Origin of the sequence: Solibacillus sp. FSL W7-1472 (genome assembly GCF_037969775.1) — a bacterium.
In the GTDB taxonomy this organism is placed as follows: domain Bacteria; phylum Bacillota; class Bacilli; order Bacillales_A; family Planococcaceae; genus Solibacillus; species Solibacillus silvestris.
Genome location: NZ_CP150208.1, coordinates 72,061 through 90,500, shown reverse-complemented (window position 1 = coordinate 90,500; position 18,440 = coordinate 72,061). Strand labels below are relative to the sequence as shown.

Below are 18,440 nucleotides of genomic sequence, written 5' to 3'. Positions count from 1 at the left end.
AATAAACTAATTATATCATGAAAACCATTTGCTAATTTTACTCGAGGAATTAAAAAAACGCCCATTAATATGGACGTTTTAAAGTGATTTTAGTTTTCCATTTGCTTTGCTAAAAAATTGGCTGCTGTTTCAGCAGTTTTTTGTTCAATTTCACCGATAAAATGGGCCCGTGATATTAAATAAATAGCACCAATCGGATCTCCATTCGAAACGATCGGTACGATGCAATATGATTTCACTTGTTCATACTGTCCTGCTACAAGTTCAATCGACATCTCCAGCTTCTCACTTACAAGTGACCTGTTTTTAATAATATCTTCCGCAAAAACTGTTAAACGTCTCGCCACATAATCTTTTTTCGAAACGCCTGCAACGGCTATTACTTCATCTCGGTCACTTATTAATGTTGGAGTACCTAATGTTTCAAATAATGATTCCGCATATTGTTGTGCAAATTCGCCTAAATCATTAATTGGCGAATACTTTTTTAAAATCACTTCTCCTTCGCGGTCCGTATAAATTTCAAGGGGATCCCCTTCACGGATACGAAGTGTTCTTCTGATTTCTTTTGGGATAACAACACGACCTAAATCATCGATGCGGCGAACTATTCCTGTTGCTTTCATCGTTCATGTTCCCTCACTTTCCATCAATTCACAGCATGATGCTCCTAGTATGGAAAGAAATACATGAAACTATGCATTGTTCGAAAAGGATAAAATAATATTTCGTATATGTATGATGAAGTACCTATTTTTCCTCAACATGATATAGGAAATTACAACGTTTTCGGTCATTTTATGTTTTGTTTTTATGAAAGAGGCAATAAACAAAATAAAACAATCTTTTTGGAGGTGCAGTAATGGTAAGAGTCGATCGTATTACATCAACACCAGATGCATATCGTCAGCATCAATATTATGCAGGTACTCATTTAGCTTATTACCCGGATTTATCGAAAGAGCGTTCTACTGTTATTTCAAAATTTGAAAACGGCATTTTCAAACGTTATTTAGAAAAGCCAAATGGTCAGCGCGATTTAGTTTCTGCTTCCACTACAAGAGAGAAACAGCTATTGGCAAAGCGTGAAGAACATAGTAACCGCGAAGAATTGCTTCAACGTTTAAATTATTCGAACGGAGTACATTACAGTGTGCAACAATCTTTCTTATAATTCATATGTTGTATGCAATCGAAAAGAGAGGAAATATTAAAAGCCCAAAACTTTTAATATTTCCTCTCTTTTTTTATGATTCTTTTTTTGCAGATGCGATAATTTGCATCATTTTTTCTACTACATCAAATGGCAGGTGATTTCCGCATTTGTTGTAATCTATTGTTATTACAAGCTGTGTTCCTTCCATTCCAAAGCCGACCGCCCGACCAAACTCCATCGACTGCTCGACAATCTGTGCACCATTTGTATTGGCCGTTCCTTCTTCTGAAAGAATAATAGATACAACTTGCTGCTTTTCTTTTATTGAAAGCACATTCGCTTCCTTAGCCCAAACTTTCATACGGGCCACACGCATCAGACGCTCTGTTTCAACTGGTAAATCTCCAAAGCGGTCTTGCAGTTCATCGATAATTTCCGAATAATCTTCGATGTGTTCCATCGCCTTAATTCGTTTATACATTTGGATTTTTTGGTAGCCATCGGGAATATACGCATCCGGAATATACGCATCAACATGCAGCATAATCTCGACATCCTGCTTCTCTTCTCTCTTTACACCTGTTCGACGTTCTTCCACTGCTTCTTCCAGCATTTGTGAATACAAATCAAAACCGATTGAGTCGATAAAGCCATGCTGCTGAGCACCAAGTAAATTCCCGGCACCACGGATCGATAAATCCCGCATCGCAATTTTAAAACCTGAACCTAATTCCGTAAATTCTTTTACGGCCTGCAAACGCTGCTCTGCGACTTCAGTAAGAACTTTATCACGTTCATACATGAAATATGCATAGGCAATTCGATTTGAACGCCCTACACGTCCCCGCAGCTGATACAGTTGAGAAAGTCCCATACGATCTGCATCATGAACAATTAATGTATTTACATTTGGAATATCTACACCGGTTTCAATAATCGTTGTCGTGACAAGCACATCATACTCACCTTCAATAAACGATAAAATAACCGATTCCAGCTTCGCCTCCGTCATTTTACCATGTGCAAAAGCGACTCGCGCATCCGGAACAAGCATCTGAATTTCTTCTACTCTTCTTGTAATATCCTCTACACGATTATATAAATAAAATACTTGTCCACCACGTGCCATTTCACGCTCGATCGCTTCACGTACAAGTGCTCCGTTATGCTCCATTACATACGTTTGGACAGGGAAACGGTTTTGTGGAGGTGTTTCGATGACCGATAAATCACGCACCCCAACCATCGACATATGAAGGGTACGCGGGATTGGTGTTGCCGTTAATGTCAGCACATCGACATTCGTTCTAAGCTGCTTAATTTTTTCTTTATGCGTAACACCGAAACGTTGCTCCTCATCGACGATAAGCAATCCTAAGTCTTGATACACTACATCCTTCGATAAAATACGGTGTGTACCGATCACTATATCTACTGTTCCTTCTTTTAGACCTTTTAACGTCTCTGTTTGCTGCTTTTTGGAGCGGAACCTACTGAGCAGACCTACATTGATCGCATAGTCTTCAAAGCGCTTCGAGATCGTTTCATAGTGCTGCTGCGCCAAGATAGTAGTCGGCACTAAAAAGGCAACCTGTTTGCCGTCTAAAATAGCCTTAAATGCAGCACGAATTGCAACTTCTGTTTTTCCGTATCCTACATCCCCGCAAACGAGGCGATCCATTGGACGTTCTCGTTCCATATCTTTTTTCACTTCGGCGATTGTGCGTAACTGATCTTCTGTTTCTTCGTACGGGAAAGCAGCCTCAAAGCCCCGTTGCTCATCGGAATCCGGAGAAAAGGCATAACCTTTTTCTGCTTCGCGCTTTGCATAAAGTTTGATTAAATCGTCCGCAATATCCTGTACCGCATTCGAAACTTTCTTATGTGTTTTCTTCCATTCCGTACCACCGAGTTTATGAAGTTTCGGTTCCTTTTCGCCTGAAGGCACGTAACGTTGAATCAGTTCAATTTGATCCACAGGTACATATAACTTATCGTCCTCACGGTAACGTACATGCAAATAATCTTGATGTGTACCATTCACAACAAGTGTTTCGATGCCAATATATTTCCCGATCCCATGATGCACGTGTACAACATAGTCGCCTGATTTAATTTCTGTATAAGACTTAATACGCTCAGCATTAGTCATCTGCTGTGGTCGTGATTTTTTCTTGGCCTGTTGTTTAAAGAGTTCATCATCTGTAACAACCGCTATTTTTTGTAATGGTAGCTCAAAGCCAGAAGACAATGCCGTATTGACCAGATAAATACCCGGTGCATCGGCATAGCCGATTGTTGACGCAATATGGTAGTCATCCAGTAAATTTTGCATGGCCTTTATCCGGCTATCTGAATTAGCCGTAAATAACACGACAAATTTTTCATGCGTCCAACGCTCAATTTCATTTTGCAGTAAAGCAATTTGTCCGTGGAATTGCTGCATCGGCTTACAGGAAATGTTAATTGTCTTTTTAAGAGTGACACCTGCAAATGTTCTTGTAAATAATGCGAAATACATTTTCTGCTGTTTCAGCATTGAAAGCACTTCTTTTAATGAATGGGAGGGCTTTACATCATGAAGCATTTTGCCCCCCTCAATCAATGAAATAAACCATTCATTTTCTTCGCGTTCCCAAGCTTCCATCACTTCCTGAATGCGACCTAGCTCATCAAATAGGACAAGGCCGTCCTCCTTGAAGTAATCACCTAAAAAATACGGCTGATCAAATAATAACGAGCCATATTTTGCAATATAATCCGGCAGATGACCAAGACGCAGCAGCTCAATATCATGCTGAATGTTTTGCATGAGCAATTCCTGGGTTTCCTGTTTACGGACCTTTTTTAAACTCACTGCCAATGATGCTTCAAGGCGCTCCGCAAGTTTTATGCGCTCTTCTTTTGTTAAAAGAAGCTCTGTCGCAGGGAAAATTTTGATTTCCTTTAACTTTTCAATCGAGCGCTGATTATCGGCAGAAAACGTACGAATCGAATCCACTTCCGTATCAAATAATTCAATACGGATCGGATCTTGTGCATATGGCGGATAAATATCCAAAATTCCGCCGCGCATTGCAAACTCACCTGGTGTTGTAACCATTTCACTTCTCGTATAGCCCATTTCAACAAGCTTATCTAACCAAGTATTGATGTCGACATCTTGACCTAAAGAAGTAGAAAGTTCATATCCAAGCCACTTTTGAGGCGCATTTAGCATACTGCGCATTCCTGCTACCGGAATAATATAGATTCCGCGTTCCTTATTAACTAAGCGCCCTAAAGTTGCAATACGCTGTGCACGCAGCTCATGGGAAGAAGTCGTCATATTTGCAGCGATAAATTCCTCGGCCGGGTAATAATGGACATGCCCATCACCAACTAACGCAGTCAGATCATCTACTAATTTTTGTGCCTGCAATAGGTTTGAGGACATAATATAAATCGATTTATTTGTCTCTTGATAGATTGTATGGATCAGCGCAGGTCTTGCACTTCCCGTTAACCCTGTAATAAGGTGATCGTTTGCTTGATTTTTTCGAATTTGCTCTATCATATTATCAATCTGTTTATCTTTTATAAATATTTGATGTATCGTATCCACGTCTAGTCCCCCTTCTCTTTTTCGATAAATGAAAACGGAAATGGAAAAAGCCTTGGCGCATTTTATGCGACCAAAGCAACTCCTCTACTGTAACCATCTTTTTAACGCATAGTAATCGGGAAACTGACGCAATGATTCTTCACAATGCTCACAAATGCTGTAAACGGTCGTTTCTCCCCGTTCATTTTTTTTAATGAATTCATCGATTTCACCTATTTCAAACAAGTGAAGCTTTTGAACCGTTTCTTCTGCATCGAAAGGCAAAGTACCAATCTCTACCTCACAATGTCTACAGCGGTAGCGTACAGGCATCTCCCATGGCCTCCTTTAAACACTTATGTATATTAAAGTCTAACCATTTTTTGATTAATTTATGCGCCGTTAAATTTGTTCATCACTTCTAAAAACGGCTTTTTCAAAGCTGTTTCTACAGCATCACAGCTCTTTTCAACAGCTTCTTTTACGATGGGCTGATCCTCTTTTGAAAACTTTGCCAATACATAATCCGCAACTTTCATACCTGCCGGCGGGCGGCTTACTCCGACACGGATTCGGTTAAATTCCTGTGTCCCTAAGTGCTGAATTAATGATTTAATCCCGTTATGTCCACCAGCACTTCCTTTGCCGCGTAATCTTAACTTACCCGTTTCCAGATCTAAATCATCATAAATAACAATAATATCTTCAATTTCTATATCAAAATAATCCATTAGAGGTCTAACACATTCTCCTGATAAATTCATATATGTTAGTGGCTTCAATAAAATGACTTTTCCCTCAGGACGATGAACCGTTGCATACATACCATTAAATTTAGTTTGGTTTAATGGCGCATTCCATCGATTGGCTAATTCATCAATTACATCAAAACCTATATTGTGGCGTGTATGTTCATATGGTTTTCCCGGATTTCCTAAACCAATAATTAATTTCACTAGTAATCGCATCCTTTTTCTCTGATCGCCTTTATTTTATCATATATCCTCATGAAAAGTATGTATCGTCAACTAGTATGACGCCAATGATTTCTCGCGCATTTTCCTTACAATATAAAGTACTAAAAAGCCTACTGCAGCAGAAAATCGAACTGCTGTCGATAAATACATCGCTGTTTCCATCGAGTAAGTTTCGAGCAGCCATATTCCTATTTGCGGAGAAGAAAAAGCAATGACTGCAAGTAGCACATTATAAGTCGTAATACAATAAGTGCGCACTTCCTGCGGTGAATTTTCAAGCAATAAATTAAATAATATTAAAACCGTTCCTGAAACAAACAACCCTGAAATAAAGGACATCGCGACTAAATAATAAAGATTCGTCGATAAAACCATCAGTAATGGTGCTGTTGACATCCCAAAGGCAACCCAGACAAATACACTCATATTGCCATATTTTTGCGACCATTTACGCCAAAATGAAAATGATAAAATTTGAGCAATCATATTTGCCACATTGAACATACTAATCCAAAAGATCGTCGCTTCCGCATACCGGACATTATAAATATTAAAAATCCCCCACGCCATTTGCCAGCCAAAGTTAAAAACAAGTGCAACAATTAAAAACAGGACATATTTATTGTTTTTAAAAATTGACCAATCCATTGCACGTTTATTTTCTATATTCCGTTCACGTACCGGTTCATCATGCTTTAATAGAAAATACAGCTCAACAACCCCGACGACAAAAGTAAACATGAATAGTATTTGATAAGCAATTCGATTGGCGGTTATATCTTTCATGACAATACCAATCGTTAATGTAACGAATAAGCCTACCACTGTCAGCAAGCGATTACGGTCACTAAAAAATTGGGCCCGACGTGTTTCCTCAATAATATTACCGATAAAAGATTGCCAGCCCATGTTCGCCATCGTATTCGGCACACTCATTGCAGCGATCAGTGCCAGCAGCAACCAAGAACCAAAACTTCCTGGTACATAACTAATAAAGGCAATTAGTAAGAATACAAAGCGTGCTGCCAAGACGGAAAAAGCAACGAGCCTTTTTTGTTCGAATGCTCGATTTAGTAAAATAGCAGCCGGTAATGTCATTAGCAATGTAATTAACGGTGGCAAAGAACTGATTAACCCGACCTGATAATTTGTTGCACCAAGAATCGTCATCGCAAAAATCGGAATGTAGCTGTTTGATGTATTTTGTGCAACAGCAGATGCCATCCCGTGGTAAATACTCATTTTTTCATTATGTGTTCTCATAAAGACCTCTAATTTTTCTTAATATTTACTCATCTCCATATTATTATACTGATTTCCTTTCGGATGTCGAAGTATTTTTTTACACTAAAAAAACCGCCCTAATAAATAGGGCGGCCCGTCCAATTTCTTAATCTTCTCTACCTGGTTTTTCAGGCGATAATTTTTCTCCCGTTGCATCAAGATCATCGGCTGTTACATTTTCTGCATTTGCATCGACATCTTCAACTGGTGCTGCTGGCGGTGTTACCGTTGCTAATGTATAGTCGTCATTATCTACAATCGTAAACGCTGTAAATTGATCACGAACATTACCCACAGATAACGATTCACCAACTGCTAAATCGGATACATCGATTTCAATTGTGTCTGGAATTTTGCTTGGATTCACTTTAATCTTCAATGTATGGTTAGGTTGAGTAATTACTCCACCTTCTTTTACACCAACTGAAGTTCCGATAAATGCAATTGGAACATCCACTTCAAGTTCTTCTTTCATATTGATAGCAAGGAAGTCAACGTGCTTCACATGTCCTTTTAGTGCATCACGTTGGATATCAGTAAGTACTGCATTTACTCTTTTCCCGCCTACTTCAATTTTAAACACGCTAGTTGTACCATATGTTTGAACTGCTTTAGCGGTATCTCTATAATCCAACGATATTGGTGTTGTTTCTGTTTCATAGCCATACAGCACACCTGCCAGTTGGCCTTCGTTTCTAAGTTGGGATAGTATCGAACGTTTCCCAGTTTCTCGCTTTGTTGCTTGTAATACTGTAGTCATATTCCATCGTCCCCCTTAAATAGTTATACAAAGATACATTTACCCTACCTTTGTCCACACTAAACATAAAAATTGTCAGATTTTTTTGCAAATATCCGCATATAGAAATACGAGGAATGAAAATTTAGTTGCGACAGCCGTAGAGATTTCATGAGTGAGGGTATAAAAAAAACAGCATCTTCCTCTATTGAGGAAAATGCTGTTTGCTTCTTGTTTTGCAATGGATTAGTCGAATAATGTACTAACAGATTTATTTTCATAAATACGAGAGATTGCATCTGCCATTAATTTCGCAACTGATAATTGCTGAATTTTTGGAGAAAGTTTTTCTTCAGACAATTGAATAGTGTTTGTTACAACTAATTCCTTAATTGGAGAATTTTCAATACGCTCAATTGCTGGACCTGATAATACAGGGTGTGAACAACATGCGTAAACTTCTTTAGCACCGCTCTTAATTAATGCCTCTGCACCAATCGTAATCGTACCTGCCGTATCGATGATATCATCAATTAAGATACAGATTTTGCCATCTACATTACCAACAATGTTCATTACTTCTGCCACGTTTGGTTTTGGACGACGCTTATCAATAATAGCAATCGGAGCTTTTAAGCGCTCTGCTAATTTACGCGCACGAGTTACACCACCATGGTCTGGAGAAACAATAACTAGTTCCTCTTCATTGAATCCTTTTGTCCCGAAATGTTCAGCAAGTAGTGGTACAGCCACTAAATGGTCGATTAAAATATCAAAGAAACCTTGGATTTGAGGTGCATGTAGATCTAATACGATTACACGAGTTGCACCGGCAGTTTCAAGTAAGTTTGCTACTAATTTAGCAGTGATTGGTTCACGCGCTTTTGCTTTACGGTCTTGACGTGCATAGCCATAGTAAGGCATAACAACGTTTACTGTACGAGCAGATGCACGTTTAACAGCATCAATCATAATTAAAAGTTCCATTAAATGCTCATTAACAGGCGCAGAAGTAGATTGAACGATAAATACATCCATTCCTCGAATACTTTCTTCAATGCTAATTTGGACTTCTCCATCACTGAAGTGTTTAACGGATGATTTCCCTAGTTCTAAACCCATTTCATCAGCAATCTCTTTGGCAAGTGGATTGTTAGAATTTAATGAGAAGATTTTTAATTTTGAGTCAGCGTATTGATACGGCATGATGGCCTCCTGTATTTTAGTTAATTTTATTTTGAATTTAATTTACTCACATAGCCTAATTTGTTTTCCTGACGAGCACGCGCAATCGCCAATGCATCTTCAGGAACTTCTTTAGTAATTGTCGATCCTGCTGCAATAAAGGAACCTTTTTTCAATGTTACCGGTGCAACTAAATTTGAATTACATCCAATGAATACATCGTCTTCAATAGTTGTTTTATATTTGTTTTTACCGTCATAGTTAACAGTAATTGAACCGCAGCCAATATTTACGTTCTTGCCGACTTCTGCATCGCCAATATAGCTTAAATGAGACACTTTCGTATCATCACCTAATGTACTCTTCTTCACTTCAACGAAATTACCGATTTTTACATGGTTTCCTAATGAAGATTCCGGACGTAAATGTGCAAACGGACCTACTGCTGTTTCATTACCTACTTGGCTGTTTAGCACGACTGAACTATGAATCGTAGTTGCATTGCCAATATGACTGTCCACAATATGACTATTCGGACCAATTTTACAATCTTCGCCAATAACCGTTTTACCTTCAATGATTACTCCAGGTAAAATAACCGTATCACTGCCGATTACTGCGTCTGCACTAATATGTGTAGAAATTGGATTAATAATCGTTACACCATTACGCATGTGACGTTCGTTAATACGTGCACGCATTAGTTCCTCTGCTTGAGATAGAGCAAAGCGATCATTGACACCAAGCGTTTCATCAAAGTTTTCTGTTACATAGGCTGCAACTGTTTCACCTTGCTTCTGTAAAATTTCAATAACATCCGGCAAATAGAATTCACCTTGTGCATTTTCATTTTTAACTAGCTTAAGTGCCTCAAACAGTGCTTCATTATCGAAGCAGTATGTTCCTGTATTAATCTCTTTCACAAGCTGTTGTTCAGATGTTGCATCTTTTTGTTCAACAATTTGCGAAACTTGACCATGTTCGTCACGTAAAATACGACCATAGCCTGTCGGATCATCTGTAACCGCTGTCAAAATAGTTGCTTTTGCATTTTGAGAAGCATGCTGATCCAGAAGTGCCTGCATTGTTTCAGGGCGAATTAAAGGGGTATCTCCACATACGACAAGCGTAGTTCCGCTAAGTCCGCTTAAAATCGGCTCTGCCTGTTGAACCGCATGCGCTGTGCCTAATTGCTCTTCTTGTAAAACATATTCACTCTTATTTCCAAGTGTTTCTTTTACCAGCTCTGCACCATGTCCTACAACAGTTACGACACGTTCAACATTTAGTGAACTGATATGATCAATTACATGTTCCACCATTGGCTTTCCGCATACTGGGTGGAGCACTTTATATAATTTGGACTTCATTCGTGTACCTTGACCAGCCGCTAACACGACCGCAAAAATATTCGTCATATTACAAGTCCTCCAATTTAGCTCATTTTCTCTTATGACTATAAAGCAATTTCATAATCTTTTCAAGGTATTCAGACTTGACAAATCTTTGAATTTAAAATATCTATAATAGTTTGACACATTTTCTTTTGTGTACTAATTCAGCAAATTTTAACGATAAAAAGTAAATAATCAGTATTTTTCCGACCATATTCTCATTTTTCCTTTTCTGTTATAGAACATTTCTGCCTATAAAAAAAATTCATAAAAAAAAGAGCCTCCTCATATGAGTGACCCTAATTTATATTAAACATTCACTTCTTCTAATTCCAAAGTTTCCTCTGTATTTTCCTCAGCAGATGCATGGAAAGCTTCCAAAACGATTTCCTGAATTTTGTTGCGCGTATTTGAATTAATCGGATGCGCAATATCGCGGAATTCGCCATCTGGTGTTCTTTTGCTAGGCATTGCTACAAATAAACCAGTATTTCCATCAATTACACGAATATCATGGATAACAAATTCATCATCTAGCGTAATTGAGGCAATCGCACGCATACGCCCTTCTGTTTGAACACGTCGTAATCTTACGTCAGTTACTTCCATTATTTATACCCCCTGTAGTTTGATGTGTTATTTTTAGTATTCGGGATGAAAGTATAGATTCCTTCTATCATCCAGTAAATTTCTAAAAATTCATCATTTATCAATAGAATACAATATAATGTAATTTTTTTCTATCTACAATTTTTATAATTATTAAAATAAACTAAATATTCTACTTATTTCTGAGGATTTTCTTAATAATTGCTGTAAATAGAGTCAAAATATTTTTTTAATAAAAAATCCACGCCTTTTCTAAAGTCCGAAAGCCGTGGATTTAAGCTATAACTAATATAAATCAAAATAATTATTCCTAATAAAATATTATTTCACTAATGCAATGACTTCAATTTCAACTTTTACATCTTTTGGTAAACGGGCAACTTCCACTGCTGAACGAGCTGGCTTGTGCTCACCAAAATGACTTGCATACACTTCATTCATTATAGCGAAATCATTCATATCTTTCATAAATACTGTTGTTTTAACAACTTGGCTTAAAGAAGAACCGGCTGCTGCTAAAACTGCCTTTAAGTTTTCGAAAACTTGGTGAGTCTGTACTTCAATATCGCCTTCTACAAGTTCCCCTGAAGCTGTAAGTGGAATTTGGCCTGAAGAATAAAACATATTATTTACTACAATACCTTGTGCATATGGACCGATTGCTGCTGGTGCATTTGTTGTTGAAACAGTTTTCATTTTAATTTCTCTCCTTTTGAAAAAAAATTACCTTCACTTAATGCAATTGTGCGATCTTTCTCATTTACTTCTTGTAGTTTTACTAAAGAATAGTAATCATCTACTAATGTTACATCAGCATGCTGTGCTTCTACTAATACAGCAATACCTGCCAACTCACATTCGAATTCTTCCAATAAGTTCTTCATACCATTCATTGTGCCTCCGACTTTCATGAAATCGTCGGTAATTAATACACGCTGGCCACTTTTCATACTACGTTTTGATAAAACCATCGTTTGAATACGACGAGAAGATCCTGATACATAATTAATACTCACCGTTGAACCTTCAGTCACTTTACTGTCACGACGCACAACTACAACCGGGACATTCAAATGTCTTGCAATCGCATGTGCTATTGAAATCCCTTTTGTTGCAACAGTCATAATGACATCAATTTGCCGATCTGCGAACACGCTTGCAAATACTTTACCTACACGATTCATTAATTCCGGATTTCCTAAAAGATCCGTCATAAACAAATAGCCACCAGGTAACAGTCGATCGGATTGACTAAGTTCTCCCATAAATTCCCTAATTATATCACGAACTTCTTGTTCCGCCATTTTAGGGATATATTTAACACCGCCTGCTGCCCCAGGTACAGTAATTAAAAGCCCAATTCCTTTTTCTTCGAATGTTTCCTTTACAATTGTTAAATCTTCACTAATTGAAGATTTTGCAGAACTGTAAAGCTCAGAAAAATAAGTTAGCGGGATCAACTGATGTGGATGCTCAAGTAGATAATAAGTCATATCCACAAGGCGTTCACTGCGCTTCCATTTCATGCGACCCTCTCCTAAACATTAATTATTAAAATACGAATATTTAATAGTCAAATTACCATAATTATACGTATTTATGCAAGTGGATTTCGTTCCCCTAACATACGTACTACATAAACTTCCTCACAAAAACCACGTAATCCATTGTAGATTCTGCTGACACGTGCTTCATTTTCCACCAGCCCAAATACTGTCGGACCACTGCCGCTCATAAGTACTGCGTCAGCACCAAAACGTTGCATTTGCTCTTTAATGGTAATAACTTCCGGATGAAGATTAAATGTTACAGTTTCCAAAACATTTCCAAGAGAATTGCACATTAGCTCATAATCTTCTGTTTCAATCGCCTTTATCATTTCACTCGTGTTTGGATGTTGTAGCCCTTCAATATTCAGCCCACCATATACATCAGCTGTCGATACGCCAATTTTCGGCTTGGCCAAAACAACCCAACAAGTTGGAGGTGCGGATAGTTCTTTAATCTTTTCTCCGCGCCCAGTAGCCAATGCTGTACCGCCATAAACGCAGAAAGATACATCAGAACCAATTTTCGCTCCATGTTCCGCCAACTCGTCCAACGTTAAATTTAGATTCCAAAGCTCATTTAAACCGCGCAATGTAGCCGCTGCATCACTGCTTCCACCCGCTAGACCCGCCGCTATAGGAATTTGCTTCTCAATTGAAATAGTTACGCCTTCTTTAATACCGTATGTATTTTTTAAAAGCTCTGCTGCCTGGTAAGCAAAATTCCGCTGATCATCCGGGACAAAATTATCTGTCGAAACAATTTTAATTTGGCCATCTGCTCGTGATTCTAGTCCAATTCGATCGGCCAAGTCGACCGTTGTCATAATCATTTCCACTTCATGATATTGATCTGGACGTTTATAAAGCACATCGAGTGTTAAGTTAATTTTTGCGGGTGCTTTTACGTATAACATTGAAAATTCCTCCTACTGTATAAGGCACGCATAATATGTAATACGCGATTAAAATTCTATTGCCCCTATTTTACCATATGAAAGCGTTGTATTATGCACGAAAACATTCACTTTTCTTTGCAATTTATTGTTAAAATATGCATGCTGTACAATCCAGTAGTTAGACATTTTAAGTAAGCTTAGTAAATCGCTTTACCTGCAAGCAAAATAACACCACCGTAAGCGAGAACCTACGATGGTGCCATCTTTGTGTCAACTTATTTTTGGTTGTTCTGCGATTGTTTAGCTAAGTTTTCCTGAGCCATTTCAACCGCACGTCTTACCATGTTTCCTGCATCACGGGCTTTAATACCGCCCCAACCCTCACGTTGAACAACGTCGTAAAATCCAAGTTCTTTTGCAATCTCTTCCTTTAGACGACTCGACATGATTTTTTGTCTTGCCATGCAAAAAACCTCCTTTTTGTTGACGCTTTTAGCATGTGCAAAAAAGAAAAAAACACTCACTTTAAATGAGCGCTTTTTTTAAAAATATTAAAATAAGTACTAGAAAAACTATTTGATGGTAGCTACAGCATCATCTAAAAAAGTAATCTCTACTGCTTCAGTAAGTATATCTGTGTAACTGTAAGATACGCGTTTACACGCATTATCTTCCTGCTTTAGTTCAATGACGAACACTGCATGGTAAGTGTCACTTAAGACGCCTTCGCATTCAATTGTTTTCTTGCGACCACCATTTGCTTTTAATTGCAAACGTTTACCCAAATGACTATCCAATGATTTTTTAATGTCTGCTAACGTTTTTGGCATTTTTGCATACACCTCACTATAAAACAGTATACCATGATGTAGTTAAAATGTCAATAAAATATAATATTTTATCACCGCAATACAAAGTCGTCAACTTTTTTCTTAAGATTTCTTAAAATTTTTTAATGGAAATTCACTTTATTGTCGTACACAAAAGTGTGGATATAAGCAGTCCGCTAATTTCCCAAATTCTTGAATTGACAATGTTTCGCCGCGGCGTGAGGGCTCAATTCCGGCTTCTTCTAATGCTTTAAGGATCAGCTCTTTGTTTTGCTTTCCGTTTATAAGTCCGTTTTGTAAATTGTTTAAAATTGTTTTACGTCGTTGCGCAAAAGAAGCACGGGATACTTCAAATAAAAAGTCCTCGTCAATTACTTTCACCGGCGGGTTTTCATGTTTGATCAAACGGATTACTGCTGAATCTACATTTGGCTGTGGCATAAATACCGTTTTCGGTACAACCATCGCGATTTCCGCTGTTACGTAATACTGAATAGCAATTGATAAGGAGCCATATGCCTTCGTACCCGGTTTTGCCGTAATACGATCCGCTACTTCCTTCTGCATCATAACGACAAAACCGCGAATCGGTAAACGATCATTTAAAAGCTTCATTAAGATCGGCGTTGTTACGTAATAAGGTAAGTTAGCTACAACCATAATATCTTCAATACCTGGCATTTCTTCTTCAATTACTTGCGCAACATCCGCTTTTAAAATATCCGAATGGACTATCTTTACATTGTCATAAGGGCTTAATGTATCCTCGAGTACAGGTAAAAGCCTTTGATCAATTTCAAACGATACGACTTTTTTTGCCTCGCGGGCTAAATGCTCTGTCAATGCACCAATCCCAGGTCCAACTTCAATTGCTCCGCTGTTTTCCGTCAAATTGGCGTGGCTGACGATATTACGTAAAATATTCGGGTCGATTAAAAAGTTTTGCCCTAAGCTCTTTTTAAATGAAAATCCGTATTTTTCTAAAATTTCTTTTGTACGTACCGGTGTAGCAATGTCTTTATGCATGCGTATCCTCCTGATCTAATTGCGAAATTGCCTCTGCAAACTGCTCGATTGTAATTTGAAACATCATCAACCGTTTATGAAGCTGTTTACCATTTGTCATGCCAATATTTAAAATTTCACCTAACTGGTCACGACGTTTTTTGGATTGCGGGTGTCCTATCAGTTTGGCTGTCATTAAATCTTCCAGTGTAATTTTTTCTTCAATTTGTGAATCCGCCAATGTATAAACATTGCTTAATGCTTCACGGATATCCTCATCGTTTGCGTGTTCAATCCCTAAACCTTTACCGTTTTTGGCGATTGTTTTCGCCTTTGCTAAAAACGCATGCTTCACACCTGGTATCCGTTCTTCTATAATCGCACGAATACGGCGGCCTGGGTAATCAGGGTCAGTGAATACAATGACGCCTCTTTTTTTCTGGGCATGTGCGATACGGCGCAGTACTTCGTCTGAAATGGCAGAGCCGTTTGTTTCAATAGTATCTGCTCCTGTTGCACGCTTAATCGCTGTTGTATCGTCTTTTCCTTCAACAACAATAATCTCTTGTATATCCAAGAAACGTTCCTCATTTCCAACATAGTCTTTCGCTATTTTACCATAGATTGCACTTTGTTTCCGCTGTGCTAACTTCAATGAAAAAAGCTCCCTCGCCATCAGTCAAAAAGCGAGAAAGCCATTATACATTTTGGATTGTTGATCTTATATAAAACAACTAAATAATCAATTACGCTGAAGTTGAAACGAACAAAGGCACTCTTCACCCACCTACAGAGGTGAGTGTTTTTTTGTACCTGCCGCTACTCTTTCAGCACAAAAACAATTTGCTGAATAAAGGTAAATTTTATTTCAGTACTTTAATACGCACTTTTTTACGTCCCCAGCTTTTTGCCTTGGACGTTGTTGGTACTAAAACATCGATTTTATTACCTTTTATAGCACCGCCTGTGTCAGCAGCTACAGCATTCCCGTAGCCTTCAACCCATACTTTTGTTCCTAATGGAATAACGTTAGGGTCAACTGCAATGACTTTCATATCCGGATTTGCGCGCAGGTTAAGACCTGCTGCTGAAATACCCGAGCAGCCTGCACAATTTGGTGTATATGCTGTTGCAGTTACATAAAACTCTTTCCCAGAACTCGGTTCAGTAGAACGGGAAACATTGGCAGTAACAACTTTTGTCCCTACAGATACAACTTTTGTTTTCGGTTTTTTAATGACTTTTTCAGAAGCAAGTTTTTTCGAGACAACTTTTCCGTTCTCTTTTACGATAGAGTATGTACGCTCTACCTTACCTTTTTTACCTTCTGAAACAACCTTTTCTTTGCCCTTTAATAAAGAAGAATCATTTTTCTTTTCAATTGCGAAATCTACTGATTCTTCCACTACATCGGTAACCTTTTCTACGCGAACAACTGCGATTTTATCATTTGGAGTGATAACTTCCTCCAAACCTTTGTCGACACGATCCGATTCACCTAATTGAACCTCTTGTTGTTTTAAAAAGTTAGCGACCGTAGTCGAAGTGGACCATACTTGTCTCTCTTTTTTGCCATCGACAAGCGTTAACTGAAACGCTTTTTGAATATCGATTTTGTTATCGGCTCCTACTTCTGTATCTAAGCTTTGTGATACAAGATCATGCTCTGTTACTTCAATATTTGCTTCTTCCAAAATGTTCTTCACTACATTTTCAGTTGTCCAAACTTTAGACTGATTTCCATCAACTGAAATTACTACTTCTTTTGCCTGTTCCCATTCTATTGACATTCCACTATCAATACTGGTACTCAGTGAGGGTGATACTTTATCGTATTTTGTATAATCTATATTTTGAGCTGTCAGAAGCTCATCAACCGTAGTTGCGTGTGTATAAATTTTTGTGGTCTCCCCGTCTGCTGTCAACATAACGGGAGTCTTAGTTCCGTGGTATAGAACAAATGCAATTACAGATACAAACAGGATTACAGAAACAATTCGGACCCCTGTTTGCTTACTCCTCAATGAATCTAAGAACTGGCTTTTCATGGATTGATTTGACATGAAAATAACGCCTCCTTAATACAAAGTTGGATTATACGTACTAGTTTTCTTACTGTCAATAAAAAAGAATTTATCAAAAATTGGGCATTTTGCTTGAACTCGTACTGCAACTAGTATTGGAGGCGACTTATCATGGTAAAGTTTTTGCACTTTAAAAAACTAACCTAACGAAAAAATCCCGAATCTATTTCTACGGTTATTTTAATAGTTTCATTATTGAATTTTAAAAAAGCGTTTTGCATTTTCCGTCGTTTTATAGGCAACTTCTTCCACAGGTAATTCCTTTAGGCGAGCAATCTCCTCTGCTACCAAAGTAACGAATGCCGGTTCATTCCGTTTCCCTCGAAATGGATGCGGTGCTAAATACGGCGCATCGGTTTCAATCAGCAAATGCTCAAGTGGAATTTCTGCCGCGACTTCTTTTGGCTGACGTGCATTTTTAAATGTCACCGGTCCTCCAAGACTAATCATGAAGTTCATGTTTATGCATTCATAAGCTGTTTCAACACTACCGCCGAAACAATGCATAATTCCGCCAACAGCAGCTGCGTTTTCTTCTTTTAAAATCCGTACGACATCCCCTGTCGCATCACGATTATGAATTATTATTGGTAATTCGAGTTTTTTTGCTAAATGAATCTGCTTACGGAACCAATACTGCTGAACATCTTTCGGAGACTTATCCCAGTAATAATCCAGTCCTGTCTCACCTATTCCGACAACTTTCGGGTGCTTTGCCAATTGTTCAATCCAGTTTAAATAGTCATCTGTGCAATCAACTGCATCTACCGGGTGCCAACCAATTACTGCATAAATAAAATCGTAATCCTCTATTAGCTGCATCGCACGCTCTATCGTTTTTTTATCAAAGCCGATTACAACCATCTTTTCTACATTGGCAGCAATAGCACGGTCAATTACTTCCTGTAAATCTTCATCATATTGATCTGCGTTTAAATGGACATGTGTATCTATAAATATGCTCATCTTCATTTCTCCTATCGTGTATTGTACTCATAGATCATATTTCTTAGTTTTCAGTATTATTACATGTAGGTTACAAAATATTCATTTATTATTGTGTACTTGTTATAAAGTTAGTAACGAGGTACCATAAAACCACTTATCATCCTTTTTCAACCATTTATAAGTTATACTAGAATAGTTTT

General features: G+C 38.0%; 19 protein-coding genes. 1 reads left to right on the top strand and 18 read right to left on the bottom strand.

The annotated features are described in order from the left end of the window. Positions 1-89: 89 nt before the first annotated feature. Positions 90-626, bottom strand: a complete 537-nt coding sequence (gene spoVT, locus MKY07_RS00420; RefSeq protein ID WP_014822294.1) for a stage V sporulation protein T — start codon at positions 624-626, stop codon at positions 90-92. 236 nt (positions 627-862) lie between these two features. On the opposite strand from spoVT, the gene MKY07_RS00415 reads away from it, so the two are divergent. Next, the gene (locus MKY07_RS00415) at positions 863-1,174 is read left to right on the top strand and encodes a hypothetical protein (RefSeq protein WP_014822295.1); all 312 of its coding nucleotides are present in this window, start codon (positions 863-865) and stop codon (positions 1,172-1,174) included. A gap of 73 nt (positions 1,175-1,247) precedes the next feature. On the opposite strand, the gene mfd is transcribed toward MKY07_RS00415, so the two are convergent. The 17 genes from mfd to MKY07_RS00330 form a co-directional block, all read right to left on the bottom strand. Beyond that, positions 1,248-4,760: a transcription-repair coupling factor gene (mfd, locus tag MKY07_RS00410; protein ID WP_339263453.1), complete on the bottom strand. Its 3,513-nt coding sequence runs from the start codon at positions 4,758-4,760 to the stop codon at positions 1,248-1,250. An 84-nt stretch (positions 4,761-4,844) separates the two neighbouring features. Next, complete coding sequence (locus tag MKY07_RS00405; protein ID WP_008408283.1) at positions 4,845-5,072, bottom strand: anti-sigma-F factor Fin family protein; 228 nt, start codon at positions 5,070-5,072, stop codon at positions 4,845-4,847. Positions 5,073-5,131: 59 nt separating this feature from the next. After that, positions 5,132-5,695, bottom strand: coding sequence for an aminoacyl-tRNA hydrolase (pth, locus tag MKY07_RS00400; RefSeq protein ID WP_339263451.1), 564 nt, complete (start codon positions 5,693-5,695; stop codon positions 5,132-5,134). 72 nt (positions 5,696-5,767) lie between these two features. Beyond that, positions 5,768-6,979 carry an MFS transporter gene (locus tag MKY07_RS00395; protein WP_008408285.1) on the bottom strand — a complete coding sequence of 404 codons (1,212 nt, stop codon included), beginning with the start codon at positions 6,977-6,979 and terminating at the stop codon, positions 5,768-5,770. Positions 6,980-7,106: 127 nt separating this feature from the next. Then, the gene (locus tag MKY07_RS00390; protein ID WP_008408286.1) at positions 7,107-7,760 is read right to left on the bottom strand and encodes a 50S ribosomal protein L25/general stress protein Ctc; all 654 of its coding nucleotides are present in this window, start codon (positions 7,758-7,760) and stop codon (positions 7,107-7,109) included. 225 nt (positions 7,761-7,985) lie between these two features. Continuing rightward, positions 7,986-8,945, bottom strand: coding sequence for a ribose-phosphate diphosphokinase (locus MKY07_RS00385; protein WP_008408287.1), 960 nt, complete (start codon positions 8,943-8,945; stop codon positions 7,986-7,988). A gap of 26 nt (positions 8,946-8,971) precedes the next feature. Continuing rightward, positions 8,972-10,342: a bifunctional UDP-N-acetylglucosamine diphosphorylase/glucosamine-1-phosphate N-acetyltransferase GlmU gene (gene glmU / locus MKY07_RS00380; RefSeq protein WP_339263448.1), complete on the bottom strand. Its 1,371-nt coding sequence runs from the start codon at positions 10,340-10,342 to the stop codon at positions 8,972-8,974. Positions 10,343-10,627: 285 nt separating this feature from the next. Continuing rightward, positions 10,628-10,927, bottom strand: a complete 300-nt coding sequence (gene spoVG / locus MKY07_RS00375; RefSeq protein WP_008408289.1) for a septation regulator SpoVG — start codon at positions 10,925-10,927, stop codon at positions 10,628-10,630. A 321-nt stretch (positions 10,928-11,248) separates the two neighbouring features. Further along, positions 11,249-11,623, bottom strand: coding sequence for a RidA family protein (locus MKY07_RS00370; protein ID WP_008408291.1), 375 nt, complete (start codon positions 11,621-11,623; stop codon positions 11,249-11,251). Beyond that, a complete protein-coding gene (gene purR, locus MKY07_RS00365; protein WP_008408293.1) occupies positions 11,620-12,453 on the bottom strand; it encodes a pur operon repressor in 834 nt (277 codons plus the stop codon). Before purR ends, MKY07_RS00370 begins: the two co-directional genes overlap by 4 nt. Before the next feature lie 71 nt (positions 12,454-12,524). After that, positions 12,525-13,391 carry a 4-(cytidine 5'-diphospho)-2-C-methyl-D-erythritol kinase gene (ispE, locus tag MKY07_RS00360; RefSeq protein WP_008408294.1) on the bottom strand — a complete coding sequence of 289 codons (867 nt, stop codon included), beginning with the start codon at positions 13,389-13,391 and terminating at the stop codon, positions 12,525-12,527. A gap of 257 nt (positions 13,392-13,648) precedes the next feature. Next, entirely contained in the window at positions 13,649-13,837 is a 189-nt protein-coding gene (locus MKY07_RS00355; protein WP_008408295.1) for a small, acid-soluble spore protein, alpha/beta type, read from the bottom strand. Between the two features lie 108 nt (positions 13,838-13,945). Further along, complete coding sequence (locus tag MKY07_RS00350) at positions 13,946-14,203, bottom strand: Veg family protein (protein ID WP_008408296.1); 258 nt, start codon at positions 14,201-14,203, stop codon at positions 13,946-13,948. Positions 14,204-14,341: 138 nt separating this feature from the next. Then, entirely contained in the window at positions 14,342-15,229 is an 888-nt protein-coding gene (rsmA, locus tag MKY07_RS00345) for a 16S rRNA (adenine(1518)-N(6)/adenine(1519)-N(6))-dimethyltransferase RsmA (RefSeq protein WP_008408297.1), read from the bottom strand. Further along, a complete protein-coding gene (gene rnmV, locus MKY07_RS00340; protein WP_039967429.1) occupies positions 15,222-15,785 on the bottom strand; it encodes a ribonuclease M5 in 564 nt (187 codons plus the stop codon). Before rnmV ends, rsmA begins: the two co-directional genes overlap by 8 nt. 286 nt (positions 15,786-16,071) lie before the next feature. Further along, positions 16,072-17,271, bottom strand: a complete 1,200-nt coding sequence (locus MKY07_RS00335) for a ubiquitin-like domain-containing protein (protein WP_339263446.1) — start codon at positions 17,269-17,271, stop codon at positions 16,072-16,074. Between the two features lie 213 nt (positions 17,272-17,484). Beyond that, the gene (locus MKY07_RS00330; RefSeq protein WP_339264607.1) at positions 17,485-18,252 is read right to left on the bottom strand and encodes a TatD family hydrolase; all 768 of its coding nucleotides are present in this window, start codon (positions 18,250-18,252) and stop codon (positions 17,485-17,487) included. Between the last annotated feature and the right edge of the window lie 188 nt (positions 18,253-18,440).

What these genes read in the sequence shown, in the direction of transcription:
- MKY07_RS00395 (WP_008408285.1), bottom strand. Translation starts at nt 6,979, where the DNA reads ATGAGAACACATAATGAAAAAATGAGTATTTACCACGGGATGGCATCT.
- MKY07_RS00390 (WP_008408286.1), bottom strand. Translation starts at nt 7,760, where the DNA reads ATGACTACAGTATTACAAGCAACAAAGCGAGAAACTGGGAAACGTTCG.
- MKY07_RS00335 (WP_339263446.1), bottom strand. Translation starts at nt 17,271, where the DNA reads ATGTCAAATCAATCCATGAAAAGCCAGTTCTTAGATTCATTGAGGAGT.
- MKY07_RS00405 (WP_008408283.1), bottom strand. Translation starts at nt 5,072, where the DNA reads ATGCCTGTACGCTACCGCTGTAGACATTGTGAGGTAGAGATTGGTACT.
- ispE (WP_008408294.1), bottom strand. Translation starts at nt 13,391, where the DNA reads ATGTTATACGTAAAAGCACCCGCAAAAATTAACTTAACACTCGATGTG.
- spoVG (WP_008408289.1), bottom strand. Translation starts at nt 10,927, where the DNA reads ATGGAAGTAACTGACGTAAGATTACGACGTGTTCAAACAGAAGGGCGT.
- spoVT (WP_014822294.1), bottom strand. Translation starts at nt 626, where the DNA reads ATGAAAGCAACAGGAATAGTTCGCCGCATCGATGATTTAGGTCGTGTT.
- MKY07_RS00385 (WP_008408287.1), bottom strand. Translation starts at nt 8,945, where the DNA reads ATGCCGTATCAATACGCTGACTCAAAATTAAAAATCTTCTCATTAAAT.
- MKY07_RS00370 (WP_008408291.1), bottom strand. Translation starts at nt 11,623, where the DNA reads ATGAAAACTGTTTCAACAACAAATGCACCAGCAGCAATCGGTCCATAT.
- MKY07_RS00350 (WP_008408296.1), bottom strand. Translation starts at nt 14,203, where the DNA reads ATGCCAAAAACGTTAGCAGACATTAAAAAATCATTGGATAGTCATTTG.
- MKY07_RS00355 (WP_008408295.1), bottom strand. Translation starts at nt 13,837, where the DNA reads ATGGCAAGACAAAAAATCATGTCGAGTCGTCTAAAGGAAGAGATTGCA.
- purR (WP_008408293.1), bottom strand. Translation starts at nt 12,453, where the DNA reads ATGAAATGGAAGCGCAGTGAACGCCTTGTGGATATGACTTATTATCTA.
- rsmA (WP_008408297.1), bottom strand. Translation starts at nt 15,229, where the DNA reads ATGCATAAAGACATTGCTACACCGGTACGTACAAAAGAAATTTTAGAA.
- MKY07_RS00415 (WP_014822295.1), top strand. Translation starts at nt 863, where the DNA reads ATGGTAAGAGTCGATCGTATTACATCAACACCAGATGCATATCGTCAG.
- glmU (WP_339263448.1), bottom strand. Translation starts at nt 10,342, where the DNA reads ATGACGAATATTTTTGCGGTCGTGTTAGCGGCTGGTCAAGGTACACGA.